This window comes from Cuneatibacter sp. NSJ-177 (assembly GCF_022867805.1).
Lineage (GTDB): Bacteria > Bacillota > Clostridia > Lachnospirales > Lachnospiraceae > Pseudolachnospira.
This window is the reverse complement of record NZ_JALIFO010000006.1, coordinates 846,202-862,550: the sequence shown is the minus strand read 5'-3', so window position 1 is coordinate 862,550 and position 16,349 is coordinate 846,202. Positions and strand designations below refer to the sequence as shown.

Sequence of the window (16,349 nt, the reverse complement as noted above, 5' to 3'; positions counted from 1 at the left end):
CCTGTCAGGGAAAAGGGATGTTATCCCGGTTCCCTGGCAGGCGCGTCCTTTTATTGGGAGAATCCTCGACTGCCGCCGCAAATTCCTACAGCATCTGTTCTGTCCGCAGGATCAGCTCATCCTGCACCCGCTCGGTCAAAGTGACATAGTAGGCGCTGTAACCGGCTACCCGGACAATCAGATCCCGGTATTTCTCCTTGTCTTTCTTCGCGGCCAAAAGCGTCTCTTTGCTGGTCACATTGAACTGGATCTGCTTTCCCCCGTGGGTCAGGTAGGCCTTTACCATACTGCCAAGCTTTCTCAGATCCGACTCGGTTTTGAGGGCCGAGGGATGGAACTTCATGTTCATCAGCGTTGCCATAAACTCATTTTGCGGAAGTTTCATCGCGCTTTGCAGCACGGCCAGAGGGCCGTTTACATCCTTTCCCTGAACCGGAGAGATCGAGGCGTCCGCAAAGGTCTCCCCACGCCGTCTGCCGTCGGGTGTGGCGCCTGTCAGAGCGCCTCCCGGCGCGTGAGCCGTAATGGAGATGGCGGTCGGAAGCACCGGAGCGTCGAAAGCGGAGCGGAAAGTGCGGACGATCTGTCCGATATCATGCCAGAGCTTGGCGCCGATCTGATCCACGTCATCCAGATTGTTGCCGTACTTCGGGGCGTCCAGACACGCCTTCCTCACCTCTTCGTATCCTTCCCAATCCGCCCCCAGAGCGTCCAAAAGGCGGGCCCCGTCCACCGTCTTCTCGTCAAAGACCAGCTTTTTAATCGCAGCCAAAGAATCCATGGTGTTAGCCATGCCGACTACGTTGACGGCGGCCCCGTTCTCAAAGGGCATTTTGCGGTCCAGACCATCGTGGGCCACCTCCATCCCGTCCTGCAAAAAGGCGCTGTGGAAAATATCCGGATACAGATCCCGCTGGGCCATGATCAAAATATTGTGTTCCTCCACCACCTGCCCGACAATATGCTCCACCTGTTTCAGGAACGCCTGGTAGAATTCCTCATAGGTTTTAAAATCGCTGAGCAGCCCGGTCGAAGGCCCCTGTCTGGTCTGCGTCCGCGGGTTAATCCCGTCGAACAGGGCCAATTCCAGAATCATCGGCACCAGCATCATGCCGAACGCCTGATTCCGGGACGCTCCCGGCAGCATGATATCCATACAGCCGGCGATTGCAAATTTTCTGGCTTCCTTGAGGGGGATCCCTTCCCCGGTTAAAAATTCAATATAACAATCCTCGGAGATAAAAGCGGGCATGCCGATGCCGGTCCGCACCACTTCCATGGCCTTAACCATCAGTTCATCCGGCGTCTTCTCACTGACCCGGACCGTCAGCGTATTATGGGGCGTCTGAACCTCCTTCGCCGCCTCCAACAGGAGATAAGTCAGCTCATTGGTGGCGTCGTTCCCCTCCTCGTCACAGCCGCCGATCACAAAATTGTGCCACCGGGCCATGCCGGCCCATTTCTCCCGCTGGCCTTTCCCTCCGCCTACAAAATTCATCTGCATAATCTTAAGGCGCAGGCACTCCAACAGTTCCAGCGCTTCTTCCCTGGTAATCCGGCCCGCTTCGATATCTGCCTGGTACAGGGGATACAGATATTGATCGAAACGGCCTCCCGGCGTGGTGCCGGAACCGATCAGAATCCAGTAGAAGAAAAAGGCCTGGACCCCTTCCCGGAAGGTTTGGGCCGGGTACTCCGGCACCCGGCGGCAAATTTTTGCCATCTCCAAAAGCTCTGCTTTCCGCTGACCGGAGGGCTCCTCCTCCGCCATCTCTTCGGCCAGGTCCGCATAGCGGTTGGCCAGCCGGATCATGGCCGGAAAGCCGATCAGGCAGGCTTTATAAAAGTCCGCCTTCCGCACCGAATCCGCGTCATAAAAACGGAGTTCCCGCAGCCTGGCCTCCGCCTCCTCGATCATAAAACGATAACCGGTAAAAATCACCTTCTCATAATCCGGACAGTTTAAGCTGGTGGGCCCCATGCCAAGGCCCCAGCCGACTCCGGCCGCCCCCTGGCCTCTCCCCTGGTTTTTCTGCTGCCATGGCGGGCAGAGAAAACCGCACTGGATAAAAGGCCAAAGGCGGTCGTCCCCGTAATAGGAGCCCTGGCGCTCGTCCTGGGTTCTCCCCTTGTCAAGAAAATAGTCGTCCAGGCTCCGAAGGGTCCGGTAATCTTCTTCACTGATCGTGATCTGTCCGCCGTCCAGCAAGTCTTTTAAATCCTCGTCCGGCCAGCCGGGCCCCAGGGACCCCAGCTCCATGCCCATGGGCTTCGAAGCAATATTGCCGATGATCAGCTCGTCCGGCTCGATGAAGATGGTCCGCCGGTCCAGATAGTCGGCGGTGGCCTGGGCCCGCCGGATGATCTGAGGCCAGCCGTCGTTTCGCACAAAGGATTCCTTAATGATCTGCGCCTTCTCCACACAGATCGGGAACTTTTCCACCCGCAGGGCTTCCCGCAGCCGTTTGATTCGGTCTGTCATATGTGTATCCTCCTTTTCGGTTGATATCCTGGATTCATCATATCGAATCAAGGAAAAGAAAGGCAACTGCGAATCCTTTTTTCCTTGTTTTCTGTGAAAGAGCGCTGTCCGCCCGGCTACCGCCTGTGCACCGGTGCACAAGCTTCTGAAGTTCCGGCAGAATATTTGTACAAAGTTATGGCGCCTTCCCGGAATTCCTTGCTTTCTTTTCCTCATTTTCTTATGATTTAGGAACCGGCCGGATTGTGAATGCCGGCGGCGATTGCTAGAGTGCACGGCACAGGGCAATCGACTTTCATAGATGTCCGTTTAGGAGGCTGCCATGTCACACATCCGTTTTTGGCTTCATCCCATGCAAAACCACATTTGTTACCAGCAGATCGCTCAACCCTTTCCCGGCGATATTCGGTCCATCCGCTTTTTGGAAACGGGGAGCAGCCCGATCTCCCACGCTGTGTATCTGGGGACAGAGGCGGATTTTCGCCGGATTCTCCGGGAAAAGGAAGAAAGGTGGGGCGGTGCTACTGTTTTCCTCGCGGACGCCGGGGATCGGATCCCCCCAGGGCCTTTCCCATCCGGTTTCAATCTGATCGGGACGAGTCTTGACTTGTTTTCTCTTTACCGCATCCTTTCCGATACCCTGCTGCTCTATCAAGAATGGAATCAGACTTTCCTTTTAGCCTGCGGAAAAGGGGCCTCCCTCTCCGATCTCGCCGCCGCCGTCAAACGGCTGACCGGGGCATCCGTTTCCTTTCTGGATGAACATTTTTTCCCGTCCGGTTCCTTTGATTTTGAGTTTCCTCCCGGTGAGTCCGGATCACTCCCGACAGCTGGTTCCCTGCCTCCGGATTTCCGGGACTTCTTGGAAAAAATGAATCAAAAAAACGGAGAGTCGCTCCCTCCCCGCTATCTGAAATTTCATTACAGGAATCACTGCTGTCTTCTGTACCGCACCCAGAAAAAACCAGGCTGCGCCGCCTATCTACTGCTCTGGATGCCAAATGAAGATATGGATTTTGACGCGCGCACGCTGCTCCATTTGCTCTGCCGCGCTCTGGCCCGCCTGGAAAACAAAGAAATCCCTGATCCCGGACCGAGAAACGGATTGTACCTTCTCCTCCATGAAATCCTGGAAAAAGGGCTGCGGGATCCGGATGCCATCGCCCGCCTATTTTCTTCCCTGGAATGCCCGCCGGAGCGTTTTTACCGTATTCTTCTCGTAGAGTTTGTAAATCCGGCGCGCACCTTCCTTGAAGCCCCTGTGCTCTTGGATGAATTAGGGGCCTTATTTCCCGGCCACAGCAGGACTATTTTCCAAAACCAGATTGTTTTGATCCAGAGCCGCCCGGACCGTTTTCCGCCCGAAGATCCTTTGCCGGAACAAAATCGGCTTCAGGAACTGTTAAAAAAGTGGGACGCTCTTGCGCTGACCGGCACTCCCACCAGCCGCCGCGGACAGATGCGGACCGCTCTGCTGCTGACCCGGAAAGCCCTGAGTCTGATGAAAATACTCCGGCGCGGGGAAGAAAACCGTTCGTTCTTTTTCGACGACTGCGCCGAGTATCTGACCATCGATCTCTGCTGCCGCTCCTACACGGCGCTGGTCGGCCATGAGGATCTGATCTATTTGACCCAGCCGGAATTGATCGGAGTCTACCGGCACGACAAAAAAGAAAAGGACGACCTCCTGGACGTCCTCTATCACTATTGCCTCAATAACTGTAATATTTCCCAGACAGCCCGCGCCGTCTACATGCACCGAAATACAGTGGCCGCCAAGGTGGAAAAGCTGAAAGCCTTGGTGCACGCAGATCTCACCGACGGCAACATACAGCAGCGCATGGTTTTTTCTTATCGGGTGCTCCGCTATGCGGAGGTTTTTTCCGGCCGGAAACCGGAAGAACTGCTCTTAGAAAATTCCGTTGACGGATAGGAACCGCCGGCGGAAAGAAAGAATTTCCAAAGGAATTTCTTATGAAAAAAAATGCTCCGCCGGATGCACCGACGGAGCAGCTCTTATTATTCGCTTGGTTGATCCAACCTTGTATTCTTTCCCGCTGGGTAAGGAATTACATCATTCCCATTCCCGGATCCGGCATAGCCGGAGCCTTGGGCTCTTTGATCGTGGATACCACGGACTCAGTGGTCAGCAGCGTGGAGGCAACGCTGGTTGCGTTTTGCAGGGCGCTTCTGGTTACCTTGGCAGGATCCAGGATACCAGCCTCGATCATGTTGACATACTCTTCCTTCAGAGCGTCAAAGCCTACGCCAACCTCGGACTCGCTTACCTTGTTGATGATGACGGAGCCTTCCAGGCCAGCGTTTGCAGCGATATGGTACAGAGGAGCTTCCAGAGCTTTCAGAACAAGCTCTGCGCCGGTCTTCTCGTCTCCGGTCAGATCCTTCGCCATCTTCGCAACTTCCTTGGCCGCATGGATATAAGCGGAGCCGCCGCCTGCGATGATGCCCTCTTCCACAGCTGCTCTCGTAGCCGCCAGAGCGTCTTCCATGCGAAGTTTCGCTTCCTTCATCTCGGTCTCCGTTGCAGCGCCAACGCGGATTACCGCTACGCCGCCGGACAGCTTGGCCAATCTCTCCTGATATTTCTCTCTGTCAAAATCGGAAGTGGTCTCAGCCAGCTGAGCTTTGATCTGGCCGATCCGGTTCTGGATCTCTTCCGGAGCTCCCAGACCGTCCACAATGATCGTATTTTCCTTGGTAACCTTCACGGATTTCGCACGGCCCAGCATATCCATGGTCGCATCCTTCAGCTCATAGCCCAGCTCCTCGGAGATCAGCTGGCCGCCGGTCAGGATAGCGATATCCTTCAGCATTTCTTTTCTTCTGTCGCCATAGCCAGGAGCCTTCACGCCGACTACGGTGAACGTGCCGCGCAGCTTGTTGACGATCAGGGTCGTCAGGGCTTCGCCTTCGATGTCCTCAGCAATGATCAGAAGCTTCTTGCCGCTCTGAACCACCTGCTCCAACAAAGGAAGAACTTCCTGGATGCTGGAAATCTTCTTGTCGGTGATCAGGATGCAGGGATCTTCCAGATTTGCTTCCATCTTTTCCATATCGGTGCACATATAAGCGGACAGATAGCCGCGGTCAAACTGCATACCTTCCACCAGATCCAGCTCGGTCTGCATGGTCTTGGACTCTTCAATCGTGATGACGCCGTTTCCGGAAACCTTCTCCATGGCCTCAGCAACCATCTCGCCTACGGAATCATCGCCGGCGGAAATCGCTGCCACGCGGGCGATCTGATTCTTTCCGCTGATCGGTTTGCTCATCTCCTTGATGGCTTCCACAGCCTTCTCGGTCGCTTTCTTCATACCCTTTCTCAGGATAATCGGGTTTGCGCCGGCAGCCAGGTTCTTCATGCCGCCGTTTACCATCGCCTGAGCCAGAACCGTAGCGGTCGTGGTGCCGTCGCCGGCCACGTCGTTGGTCTTGGAAGCAACTTCCTTGATCAGCTGGGCGCCCATATTCTCAAAACCGTCTTCCAGCTCGATCTCCTTTGCGATGGTCACGCCGTCGTTGGTGATCAGGGGTGCGCCGAAGGATTTATCCAAAACAACGTTTCTGCCTTTCGGTCCAAGAGTTACGCTAACGGTATTTGCTAATTTGTTTACACCGGCTTCCAGAGCAGCTCTAGCCTCTGCGCCGTATTTGATTTCCTTTGCCATGATGAATCAGCCTCCTTATTTTTCTACGATTGCAACGATGTCGCTCTGCTTCACAACGATATATTCTTCCTCATCCAGCTTTACTTCGGTCCCTGCATATTTGGAATAGATGACCATGTCGCCGGGTTTTACTTCCATCTTCACTTCCTTGCCGTCAATCATTCCGCCGGGGCCAACCGCAACGACTTCCGCCTGCTGAGGTTTCTCCTTCGGAGCTCCGGTCAGGATGATGCCGGATTTGGTGGTCTCTTCGGCCGCTACGTGTTTTAATACGACTTTGTCGCCTAAAGGTAATAACTTCATAATGTCTGTCCTCCTGTTCTTACCATATCTTTTTTCTCTGTTAGCACTCAATTATGTCGAGTGCTAATTACTGTGTATATATTATTCATTTAGCGCCGGAAATGCAACTTCCTGATTCCGTGTAATTTTCCACTTTTTATATATGTTTCTTTTGATATCTCTTCTTTTCTCTCTTTTTTTTGTTTTTTCATTTTTCCCCCTTTTCAATTCTCTTCTTTTATACTACAATGTTATTAACTTATGATATCATACCCTTTCGGGCAATTAGGAATTCCATTGCCAAAAAGGGGCCCGCATTGATGTGGGAAGATATAAGAATTGAAATATTAAACTTAGAAAGGATTGTATTCACATGAAGAAATTCGGAAAATTTGTCTGCTTCACCGCCGTTACTACAGCGATTGTCGGCGGCATTACCTATCTGATGAAAAAAGATAAATTAAAAGTGGAAATTGAACAGGAAGATGAAAACGGAGATACCTTTGAGGAAGATTTGAAGGATCTGTTTGACGATTTCAAGGAAGAGGCGAAGGAGAAAGCCGGGGAAGTCAAGGAAGCCGTCAAAGATAAAGTGAACTGCGCCGCAGACACCGCACAGGATGTCGCCGGCGGCCTGAAAGAGAAAGCCTGCGATGCCAAAGAAGACCTGCAGGAGAATATGGAAGAGATGATGGATAAGGCAAACGCCGTCAAAGGTCAGGTGAAAGCCGCTGCCCGCGAGATCAAAGAGACCGTCACGGAAACGGCTGAGGACGTATCGGAAGAGATCCGGGACTAAGTCCCGTTCCATCGTAAGGCCGGGCATTTCAATCACAGGGTTTACCGGCCCGCCGTATCAAAAACATCGGAAGCGTTTTCGCCTCCGATGTTTTTTCATTGCTTTAAGCCGTTCCTTCCACTTCTGCTTTCTCCAGTCCTCTGCTCTCGCACAGCACCAGCACATCCCGTTTCATGATCTCCGTGTTTCCGTCCGGGATCAGATATTCCCCCTTCCGTTCCACCATGACAACCAGCTGGCGGCGGGGCAGTTTCAGGTCGCGGAGTTTCTTTCCGTTCCATTTATGGTGCTCTCCAATCTCGACCTCCTGCAGTTTCACATCCGAAGTATCCGCGTAGCTGAGGCAGCTTAAAACCAACAGGTCATCTGGATGCAGGATGGTATCCCCGTGGGGAATCATCGTGGTTTTTCCCCGACGGACCATCACCGCAAGCATTCCCGGCGGAAAGATAATCTCTTTTAAAGTCTTTTCCGCCCACGGCGATTTCTCATCCACCCGGATTTCCAAAAGGGTGACGCCGGTTTCCTGCTGATAATCACTGAACGTCTTATTAACATCCTGCTCCTCATCCATCAGTTTCAGCTTTCTCGCAGCCCAGGGCAGGATGCTGCCCTGAATGCCCACCGAAAGCAGGGCAATACAGAACACAATGTGAAAAATATCATTCTTCGTCGACACATCGCCGATCACCACATAGATGGCAAACACAATGGAAGCCGCGCCGCGCAGTCCGGCCATGGACAGAAAGATTTTTTCTCTGATCGAAAAAGAAAAGGGAGCCGTCAGGGCAAACACGGCGGCCGGCCTTGAAACAAAAGTCAAAAACAGCGCAATCAACAGCGCCGCCAATAAGATTCCGGGGAGGCGGGAAGGCTCCGCCAAAAGTCCCAGCAAAAAGAATAGCATCAGCTGCATCATGCCGGTGATTCCGTCAAAGAAATGCACCAGCTCCCCTTTATGAGGGAGCTTTTGATTTCCCATGAAGATCCCGGTAATGTAAACGCTCAAAAAGCCATTGCCGCCGCCAAGCACCGGGAGCACATAAGATAGGAGCACCACTGCTGCGACAAAGAGATACTGCATCCCATTTTCCGAAAGACGCACCCGCCTCATCAAGAAAGAGGCGAGAAACCCGATGCTTCCACCGGCGAGACAGCCTAAAAAGATTTGAAGGAACAAAACCATCGGAACAGAGGTTCCGCTGGAATCTCCCATGATTCCCAGCAGAACCACGGTCAGCAGATAGGCAAAGGGATCATTGCTTCCGCTTTCAATTTCCAAAATCGGCGCCAGCCCTCCGGACAGGTTCAGCTGCTTTTGACGCAGGATGGCAAATACCGATGCCGCATCGGTGGAGGAAACCACCGCGCCCAAGAGCAGCCCTTCCAGCAGGCTGCACCGCAGAACCCAATGTGCAAATACACCGGTCAAAAGAGCCGTAATCACAACGCCGGCCGTAGCCAGCAGCGTGGACGGAAAAATCACCGGCCTGGCCGTCTTCCAATTTGTGCCGAAGCCGCCGTAAAACATGATAAACATCAGCGCTATGGTGCTTATTTTTTCCATGATCCCATAATTTTCGAATGGGATGCGGAACAGCCCGTCGGAGCCAAACAACAGGCCCAGGCCCAAAAACACCAAAAGCCCTGGAACCCCGATCCGGTTGAAAAATTTCCCTCCAATGATAGAAAGGATACAAACCAAGCCTGCGATCAGCAGATAAAAATCCATCCATTCCCTCCTGCTTCTTGCTATTTTTCACTTCTATTGTATCGTATTCCCGTTTCCACGTAAATCCATTCAGAATAAAGGAAGCGCAAAGAAAATACTTTTTTCCCGCAGATTTCCCCCAGATAACAGCGCTCCGGAAGGCCCCGCCGGTGATTTTCCATGCCTCGTACACAACCGCCCAAAACACGGGGCGAAAGGTTTGGGAAATAAAAGAAACAGGGAATCACTTCCGAAAAGGAACATGCTTCCCTGCCGTCTATCAATTCTGACATTCTTTTTTTATCTTTTATCTCCAAGCCTGATTCAGCCTTTGAATGCCCTCCTCAATCTGTTCCGGCGTCAGATTGGCGTAGCCTAAGATCACCGTATGGCTCTGCCTCTCATCCTGGGCCAGGAAGTAGGAGGACAGGCCGTAGACCTTAATTCCCGCCTGTTCCGCCTTTTTTAGCAGCTCATGCTCGGTCTTTCCGGCCTTTGACTCCAATAAGACGTGAAGACCGGCCATGTCTCCCTGGACCCAAAACCGATCCTGCAGCCGCTCCAGCTCGGAAAGCAGTTTGTCATGTTTATTGCGGTACAGCCCGCGCATCCGGTTCAGGTGGCGTTCAAAATGCCCCTCGTCCAAAAAGCGGCGCAGAATTTCCTGATCCACACGGGATACGGTTGAGGCGTAAAACCCGCAGTTTTCCTGATACCGCAGAACCAGATGTTCCGGCAGGACCAGGAAGCTGACCCGGATCGCCGGAGCCACGGACTTGGAAAACGTGCCCAGATAAATCACTCGTTCTTCCCGGTCCGAACCGCCCAGAGCCGGGATCGGTTTTCCCCGGTACCGAAATTCACTGTCGTAATCATCTTCAATAATGTACCGCCCGTCCGCCTCCCCGGCCCAGGCCAAAAGCTCCTGCCGCCGCCGGACCGGCATCACAATGCCGGTCGGGTACTGGTGGGAGGGCATGATATAAGCAATCTCCGCGTCCGACTCGCGCAGGGCTTTAATTTCCATGCCGCTTTTATCCATGGGCACCGGAACCACCGGATGGCCGAGCCGCCGGAATACCCGGTAAGCCTGTTTATAGGTGGGATCTTCCATGGCAATCACATGGTTCCCCAGAATCTGATTCAGCAGCATCAGCAGGTATTCGCTCCCTGCCCCGACGATCAGTTGATCCGGCCGGCAAAATACGCCCCGCGCCGACTGCAGGTAACGGCAGATCGCCTGGCGCAGCGCAGGCTCTCCCCTAGGGTCGCCGCTGGTAAAGAGATTTTTATTCGCCATGGTGAGAGTCTCGCGGGACAGCTTCCGCCAGGTGTTGAACGGAAAGTTGTCTAAGTCAATTCCCCTTGGAGAAAAATCAATTTCCATTTCCTGCCCGCCCTTTTGTGCAGGATCCTCCGCCTCCGGAAGGTTTGTTCGCTCTTCCCCCAGCGAAAGCAGAACGTCAATCTCCGCCGCAAAATAACCGCGGCAGGCTTCCGGTTCCAGATAGCCTTCGGCCACCAGCTGGTCATAGGCAAGCTGAACCGTACTGCGGCTGACTCCAAGACGATCCGACAACCGCCTGGTCGAGGGCAGCTTTGTGTGGGCTGCGATTCTCCCCTGCCGGATTTCTTCTTTGATAAAACGATAAATCTGCTCATAAAAAGGAGCAGATTTATCGGATAGAGGAATCAACAATTCCATCATACTTTTTTCTCAATTTTAAAGGAGCTCTTTAGGGATACAATCCGGTTGAAAACAGGGTTCCCCGGCTTGGAATCTTTCGAGTCCACGCAGAAATAACCGTTCCGCACAAACTGGAAGCGATCCCCAGGCACGGCTTCCGCCAACGCCGGTTCCACATAGCACTCGTCCCGCACCACAAGGGAATTCGGATTCAGGTTCAGCGTCCCGTCCTCGGCAAACATCCCCTTCTCCTGGTCTACAATATTTTCATAAAGACGGGCCGTCACCAATTTCGCGGTGGGAGCCGCCACCCAGTGGATCGTGCCTTTCACTTTTCTCCCCGTAAAACCGCTGCCGCTGCGGGTCTCCGGGTCATAGGTGCAGTGGATCACCGTGACCTTGCCGTCCTCGTCTTTCTCATAGCTCTGGCAGGTCACAAAATAAGCGTTCATCAAGCGGACTTCATTGCCGGGGAACAAACGGAAATATTTTCTCGGAGGCTCCTCCATGAAATCGTCCCGTTCAATATAGAGCTCTTTTGCAAAGGGAACCTTCCGGCTGCCCAGCTCCTCGTTTTCCAGATTGTTCGGCACATCCATATATTCGATCTGGCCTTCCGGATAATTGTCGATCACGACCTTCACCGGATCCATCACCGCCATCATCCGAGGCTGTTTCAGTTTCAAATCTTCGCGGATGCAGTATTCCAGCATCGCAATATCCACCACGCTCTGGCTTTTGGAGACGCCGCACAGATCCACGAACATCTGAATTGACTCCGGCGTATATCCGCGGCGGCGCAGCCCGCTGATGCTGACCAGGCGCGGATCATCCCAGCCGTCCACGATGCCGTCCTCCACCAGGCGCTTGATGTAGCGCTTTCCGGTAACCGTATCTTTCAGGTAAAGCTTGGCGAATTCGATCTGCCGCGGAGGCTCCGAAAATTCGCACTCCTGCACCACCCAGTCGTAAAGCGGACGGTGATCTTCAAATTCCAAGGTACAAATCGAGTGGGTAATATGCTCCAGGGCGTCCTCAATGGGATGGGCAAAATCATACATTGGATAGATGCACCACTGATCCCCGGTCCGATGGTGGCTGATCCGGGCCACGCGGTAGAGAATCGGATCCCTCATATTGATATTGGGGGAGGCCATATCGATCTTTGCGCGCAGCACCTTCTCCCCATCGGCGTATTTGCCGTTCTTCATGTTCTCAAAAAGCTCCAGATTCTCCTCCACCGGCCGGTTCCGGTAGGGGCTTTCTTTTCCCGGCTCCGTCAGGGTCCCGCGGTACTCCCGGATCTCCTCCGGAGTCAGGTCACACACGTAAGCTTTTCCCTTTTTGATCAGTTTGACAGCCAGCTCGTACATATCCTCGAAATAGTCCGAGGCAAAGAACAGACGATCTTCCCAGTTCGCCCCCAGCCATTTGATATCTTCTTTGATGGCCTCCACAAACTCCAGCTTTTCCTTAGTTGGATTGGTGTCGTCAAAACGCATATTAAACTTGCCGCCGTACTCTTTGGCAAGCCCATAATTCAACAGGATCGATTTGGCATGTCCAATATGCAGATATCCGTTGGGTTCCGGCGGGAACCGGGTCTGCACGTGATCGTATACGCCATCTTTCAGGTCCTGATCAATCATCTGTTCAATAAAGTTTTTAGAAACGGTATTCTCTTCCATCGTTTCCCCTTTCTCTGAAAAGTTTACATTTTGTTCATATAATCAATGAAAAAATTTCATAATTCTTATTTAATATTTAACCATAGCAAATGAACATGACGACTAACAAAACTTTTTTCATAACGCGCCGGCACGCGAGTGCCGGCATCCTCTTTCTTCTGGGATCATTCCCGAATATAGACTCCCTGTTCTTCCCAAAAATCCAAAAGTTCCTGCATCGTTTCTTCCGCCCAGGTTTCACTGACAGCGCCTTCTGTCTCTTTATTTTGCCCCTGCGGTTTTATTTGCTCCTTCTGTTCTTTTTTCTCTTTCTCTCCCATATGATCCGTCCTTTTTTGTTGCTTTTCCTTGCTTTTTCCTAAAAATGGAGATGTTTCTATTCATTATAAACGCTGGTTGAAATTCCGTCAAGGCACGGAGTTATTTTGCTGCGCGCAGTCTATGAAACAAAAAAGGGGTTATTCACAACTGTGTGCGACACCCCTCAAATGGGAAGATCCATCGATCGTTTCCCTAATTGACAATTTCTCAGATTTCCAAGGATTTCACAAAACACCGTCTTCTCCGGTGCTGCCTTGTCTCAAAGAATTTCCACAGCCCTTGCACCTGGCGGTTGCTCTCCAGCTCCGGGCCGGTCTCTGCAAATCGAATCCCTCGCTTCCTGGCTTCTTCCGCCATGGCGTAGAGCAGGACCGCGGTCAACCCTTTGTTTTGATACTCCGGTGCCACCCCAATCAGATACAGGTCCAGGATCTCCGCATTTTGAAAGGGGGCCCGCAGGATCCGGTACCATCCCCAGGGGAAAAGCCTGCCTTTGCTCTTTTTCGCGGCCCGGTTCAAAGACGGCACCGCAAAACCAAGGCCAACGGGGCAATCCTCCTCATCCACCAGCAGTTTTACGTAAGCCGGGTTAATCAGCAGCATGAATTGGCGGTAATATTTCCGGATCAAGTCCGGGGTCAGCGGCACCGTGCCGTAAAGGCCATTGTAAGTGCGGTTCAGCAGGTCAAACGCCTTGACAATATAAGGCTTGATTTCCCTTCGGGATCTCACCTCCAAAAGGCGCAGATGATAGCGCTTTAGCGCTCTCTCATTCAGGCGCCGCAATGTTTCCGGCCCCTGCTCCGGGACTTGGATCCGGAATTCCAGCCAATCCACGTCTTTTTGATAGTGGAGCGCTTCCAAATGTTCCCGGTAATAGGGGGCGTTGTGGATGGTGATCAGCATCCCCTCTTCCTCAAAGCCCTCGATCAGCATCCCTTCCTGATCCATATCACAAAACCCAATCGGACCGTGAATCTCCTGAAGCCCCAGGGAACGCCCCCATTCCTCCACCGCCTGAAACAAGGCTTCCGAGACTTCCCGGTCGTCGATGAAATCAACGCGGGAAAATCGGATTCTCTTGGTCTTCCACTTTTCATTGGCCGCCCGGTTTACAATCCCGGCGATCCGCCCCACCGGCTCTCCATCCCGAAAGGCCAGCCAGCATTTCACCTCGCAGAACGCAAACGCCGGGTTTTTCTTTGGATTAAAATTATCCCTCTCATCGGAAATCATATCGGGAATTGCCTGGGGTACGTTCCGGTACATCCTTTCATTGAATCCCGCGAAAATTTTCCGCTCTTTCCGGGTACGCACCTCCCGTACTTCCACCATGACTGTTCCTCCTGAAAGATCCCTTTCCAGCGAATTATGATTCTTTCGTCAAATATGCCACGCCGATGGTTCCCGGCCCGCAATGAACGCAGATCGAGCAGCCAGGCTGTAACGTGATTACTTCCTGAACCTGCGGCTGGCATTCCCGGATAAAACCTTCGATCTGGGCGTTGATCTCCGGATTAAAGCTGGTGTTCGCCACAAAGATCCGCTTCGGATCCACGTCTGTCCGGTTCGCCAACGCCTGTTCGATCAGCTTCCGGTAGACGGACAGGTTGCTTCCCCGGTACTTCTTTCCTGCCATCAGCTTCCCCTCCACCATATCGATGCCCGGACGAAGCTTCAGCAGGCTGGCTCCCATACCGGCCAGATTGCTGCACCGGCCGCCCTTCCAGAGATACTCGATGGATTCTACCACAAAGCTGACCTGCACCCGTTCTTTCATGGCGTTGATCGCTTCCACAATCTCAGGCGCGCTCATTCCGCTATCCCGCATCCCGCAGGCTTCCAGAATCAAGAGCGCCACACCGATCGACACGCTTCTGGTGTCAATGGAATACACGTTGTCGTATTCCTGGGAAGCCGTGTATGATGCCAGGTAGGTGCTGGTCATCTCCGAACTGATATGAAAATGGATGATCTCCGCATCCGGATTCTCCGCTAGTATTGGCTTCCAGAATTCATGATAATCATTGGTGTTGGGCGCCGACGTTGTGCAGAGCTTGCCGGTGTTTTTGTAATAATCAAAAATTTCCTGGGGAAATACATTTTCCATATCTTTTCGGGGTTCATCTCCCACATTGACCGGAAGAGGCATAAAGCCAACGGAAAGCGCCTCACGCATTTCAGGGGTCAAATCACAGGTACTGTCTCCAATTATTAATACTCTCTTTGCCACTTTATTCTCCTATCTCATTCCATAATATACGACATACGTTACACCAGGCATATCAAATCCCGGATTACTTCACCGGCAGCGATCAGCCCTGCCACGGAAGGAACAAAAGCAACGCTTCCCGGCACGGCCCGCCGCGCATCCCCCTCTTCACAAGGAAGCGGAGTCCTGGCAGGCTCCGTCGAATAAACCACCTTCAGGGAGGTGATCCCTCTTTTCTTTAGTTCTCTCCGCATCACCCGTGCCAGCGGGCATACGGAAGTTTTCGAAATATCCGTCACCGTAAACGCGGTCGGATCCAGCTTGTTCCCCGCCCCCATACAGCTGATCAGCGGCACGCCGGCCGCTTTTGCCCTCACGGCAAGTTCCAGCTTTGCGGTCACCGTATCCACCGCATCCACAATATAGTCATACTTGCCAAGATCCAGCTCATCCGCCGTCTCTGGCAGATAGAAAAGCCGCAGAGCCCTGACCTTTGCCTCCGGATTGATATCCTGGATCCGCTCTTTCATCACATCGGCCTTATACCGCCCCACCGTACTTCTCAGGGCGACGATCTGACGGTTGAGGTTGCTGAGGGATACGGTATCATTGTCAATCAGGTCCAGCGCTCCGATTCCGCTGCGGGCCAGTGCCTCCGCCGCATGTCCCCCCACTCCGCCGATCCCGAAAACAGCTACATGGGATGATTCCAGTTTCTGCATGGCTTCCCGCCCGAAAAGGAGCTCCGTCCGCAGAAATTCATTCGACATTTTAGATTCCTTTCACAATTCCTTTATGTTTCTTTAATATTTACAGCATACCATGTTTTTCTTACAATGGCAAACAAATTTTCACGCCGCATGCTTTGCTCTGGTTCCCCATATTTTCCCAAAATTTAAGAATTATCCCTCCATCACCTGTTGAATTCTTTTCCAGTATAGCGTATACTAGAAAAGATTTTTTATAGAAAACCCTTAAATTTTTCTGAAGTTTTTTATACTTTCATCATATTTACCCTTTATAATAGAAGAAGAAACAAAAGCGCCCGGAATGGGCCGAAGGATTTGGGAGGTACCTGTTTTATGAAAGAGAGATTCCGTCAGTTCATGATGGGCCGCTACGGCGCAGATCAACTGTCCCGCTTCATCATGGGATGCGGCATTGTCACTTTAGTGCTTTATATGATTCTTCGCGACAGTCTCTGGTACTGGCTGACGATTGTTCTTCTGATTTGGAATTATTTCCGCGTCCTGTCACGGAACCACCAGAAGCGCTATCAGGAAAATTTAAAATACCTGGAGATAAGAGGAAAGGTAACCGGTTTCTTCCGGGGCGCGCGCACCGCGGCAAGGGATAAAAATTTTCGTATTTACCGCTGCCCTTCCTGCCACCAAAAAGTGCGCGTTCCCCGCGGCAAGGGAAAGATCAGCATTACCTGCCCGAAATGCCATCACGAATTCATTAAGAAGACTTGATTT

General features: G+C 52.5%; 13 protein-coding genes. 3 read left to right on the top strand and 10 right to left on the bottom strand.

What is annotated here, in order from left to right; all coding sequences use genetic code 11:
* Positions 1 to 85: 85 nt before the first annotated feature.
* Positions 86 to 2,482, bottom strand: coding sequence for a pyruvate formate lyase family protein (locus tag MUB23_RS11895; protein ID WP_244800774.1), 2,397 nt, complete (start codon positions 2,480 to 2,482; stop codon positions 86 to 88).
* Between the two features lie 322 nt (positions 2,483 to 2,804).
* Between MUB23_RS11895 and MUB23_RS11890 the strand changes: the two genes are divergently transcribed.
* Entirely contained in the window at positions 2,805 to 4,415 is a 1,611-nt protein-coding gene (locus MUB23_RS11890) for a PucR family transcriptional regulator (protein WP_244800773.1), read from the top strand.
* Positions 4,416 to 4,551: 136 nt separating this feature from the next.
* Here the strand turns inward: MUB23_RS11890 and groL are convergent, their stop codons facing one another.
* A complete protein-coding gene (gene groL / locus MUB23_RS11885; protein ID WP_244800772.1) occupies positions 4,552 to 6,171 on the bottom strand; it encodes a chaperonin GroEL in 1,620 nt (539 codons plus the stop codon).
* 15 nt (positions 6,172 to 6,186) lie between these two features.
* A complete protein-coding gene (locus tag MUB23_RS11880) occupies positions 6,187 to 6,474 on the bottom strand; it encodes a co-chaperone GroES (RefSeq protein ID WP_244800770.1) in 288 nt (95 codons plus the stop codon).
* Between the two features lie 352 nt (positions 6,475 to 6,826).
* Here MUB23_RS11880 and MUB23_RS11875 point away from each other — a divergent pair, with 352 nt between their 5' ends.
* Positions 6,827 to 7,252: a hypothetical protein gene (locus tag MUB23_RS11875; RefSeq protein WP_244800768.1), complete on the top strand. Its 426-nt coding sequence runs from the start codon at positions 6,827 to 6,829 to the stop codon at positions 7,250 to 7,252.
* Between the two features lie 103 nt (positions 7,253 to 7,355).
* Here MUB23_RS11875 and MUB23_RS11870 read toward each other — a convergent pair whose 3' ends face one another.
* The 7 genes from MUB23_RS11870 to MUB23_RS11840 all read right to left on the bottom strand — a co-directional run bounded on the left by MUB23_RS11870 (position 7,356) and on the right by MUB23_RS11840 (position 15,641).
* Positions 7,356 to 8,984 (bottom strand): potassium/proton antiporter, encoded by a 1,629-nt coding sequence (locus MUB23_RS11870; RefSeq protein WP_244800766.1) that lies wholly within the window; start codon positions 8,982 to 8,984, stop codon positions 7,356 to 7,358.
* A gap of 286 nt (positions 8,985 to 9,270) precedes the next feature.
* On the bottom strand, positions 9,271 to 10,668 hold the full coding sequence (pdxR, locus tag MUB23_RS11865; RefSeq protein WP_244801189.1) for a MocR-like pyridoxine biosynthesis transcription factor PdxR: 1,398 nt from the start codon (positions 10,666 to 10,668) through the stop codon (positions 9,271 to 9,273).
* Positions 10,668 to 12,338, bottom strand: a complete 1,671-nt coding sequence (locus tag MUB23_RS11860) for a glutamine--tRNA ligase/YqeY domain fusion protein (RefSeq protein ID WP_244800764.1) — start codon at positions 12,336 to 12,338, stop codon at positions 10,668 to 10,670. The genes pdxR and MUB23_RS11860 overlap by 1 nt, the downstream gene beginning before the upstream one ends.
* 164 nt (positions 12,339 to 12,502) lie before the next feature.
* The gene (locus tag MUB23_RS11855; protein WP_244800762.1) at positions 12,503 to 12,658 is read right to left on the bottom strand and encodes a hypothetical protein; all 156 of its coding nucleotides are present in this window, start codon (positions 12,656 to 12,658) and stop codon (positions 12,503 to 12,505) included.
* Between the two features lie 208 nt (positions 12,659 to 12,866).
* A complete protein-coding gene (locus tag MUB23_RS11850) occupies positions 12,867 to 13,994 on the bottom strand; it encodes a GNAT family N-acetyltransferase (RefSeq protein ID WP_244800760.1) in 1,128 nt (375 codons plus the stop codon).
* Positions 13,995 to 14,028: 34 nt separating this feature from the next.
* A complete protein-coding gene (locus tag MUB23_RS11845; RefSeq protein WP_244800758.1) occupies positions 14,029 to 14,892 on the bottom strand; it encodes a DegV family protein in 864 nt (287 codons plus the stop codon).
* Positions 14,893 to 14,930: 38 nt separating this feature from the next.
* A complete protein-coding gene (locus MUB23_RS11840) occupies positions 14,931 to 15,641 on the bottom strand; it encodes a tRNA threonylcarbamoyladenosine dehydratase (RefSeq protein ID WP_244800756.1) in 711 nt (236 codons plus the stop codon).
* Between the two features lie 312 nt (positions 15,642 to 15,953).
* Between MUB23_RS11840 and MUB23_RS11835 the strand changes: the two genes are divergently transcribed.
* On the top strand, positions 15,954 to 16,346 hold the full coding sequence (locus MUB23_RS11835) for a zinc-ribbon domain-containing protein (RefSeq protein WP_244800754.1): 393 nt from the start codon (positions 15,954 to 15,956) through the stop codon (positions 16,344 to 16,346).
* Positions 16,347 to 16,349: the final 3 nt, after the last annotated feature.

What these genes read in the sequence shown, in the direction of transcription:
- MUB23_RS11840 (WP_244800756.1), bottom strand. Translation starts at nt 15,641, where the DNA reads ATGTCGAATGAATTTCTGCGGACGGAGCTCCTTTTCGGGCGGGAAGCC.
- MUB23_RS11870 (WP_244800766.1), bottom strand. Translation starts at nt 8,984, where the DNA reads ATGGATTTTTATCTGCTGATCGCAGGCTTGGTTTGTATCCTTTCTATC.
- MUB23_RS11860 (WP_244800764.1), bottom strand. Translation starts at nt 12,338, where the DNA reads ATGGAAGAGAATACCGTTTCTAAAAACTTTATTGAACAGATGATTGAT.
- MUB23_RS11890 (WP_244800773.1), top strand. Translation starts at nt 2,805, where the DNA reads ATGTCACACATCCGTTTTTGGCTTCATCCCATGCAAAACCACATTTGT.
- MUB23_RS11880 (WP_244800770.1), bottom strand. Translation starts at nt 6,474, where the DNA reads ATGAAGTTATTACCTTTAGGCGACAAAGTCGTATTAAAACACGTAGCG.
- groL (WP_244800772.1), bottom strand. Translation starts at nt 6,171, where the DNA reads ATGGCAAAGGAAATCAAATACGGCGCAGAGGCTAGAGCTGCTCTGGAA.
- MUB23_RS11895 (WP_244800774.1), bottom strand. Translation starts at nt 2,482, where the DNA reads ATGACAGACCGAATCAAACGGCTGCGGGAAGCCCTGCGGGTGGAAAAG.
- MUB23_RS11855 (WP_244800762.1), bottom strand. Translation starts at nt 12,658, where the DNA reads ATGGGAGAGAAAGAGAAAAAAGAACAGAAGGAGCAAATAAAACCGCAG.
- pdxR (WP_244801189.1), bottom strand. Translation starts at nt 10,668, where the DNA reads ATGGAATTGTTGATTCCTCTATCCGATAAATCTGCTCCTTTTTATGAG.
- MUB23_RS11875 (WP_244800768.1), top strand. Translation starts at nt 6,827, where the DNA reads ATGAAGAAATTCGGAAAATTTGTCTGCTTCACCGCCGTTACTACAGCG.
- MUB23_RS11835 (WP_244800754.1), top strand. Translation starts at nt 15,954, where the DNA reads ATGAAAGAGAGATTCCGTCAGTTCATGATGGGCCGCTACGGCGCAGAT.
- MUB23_RS11850 (WP_244800760.1), bottom strand. Translation starts at nt 13,994, where the DNA reads ATGGTGGAAGTACGGGAGGTGCGTACCCGGAAAGAGCGGAAAATTTTC.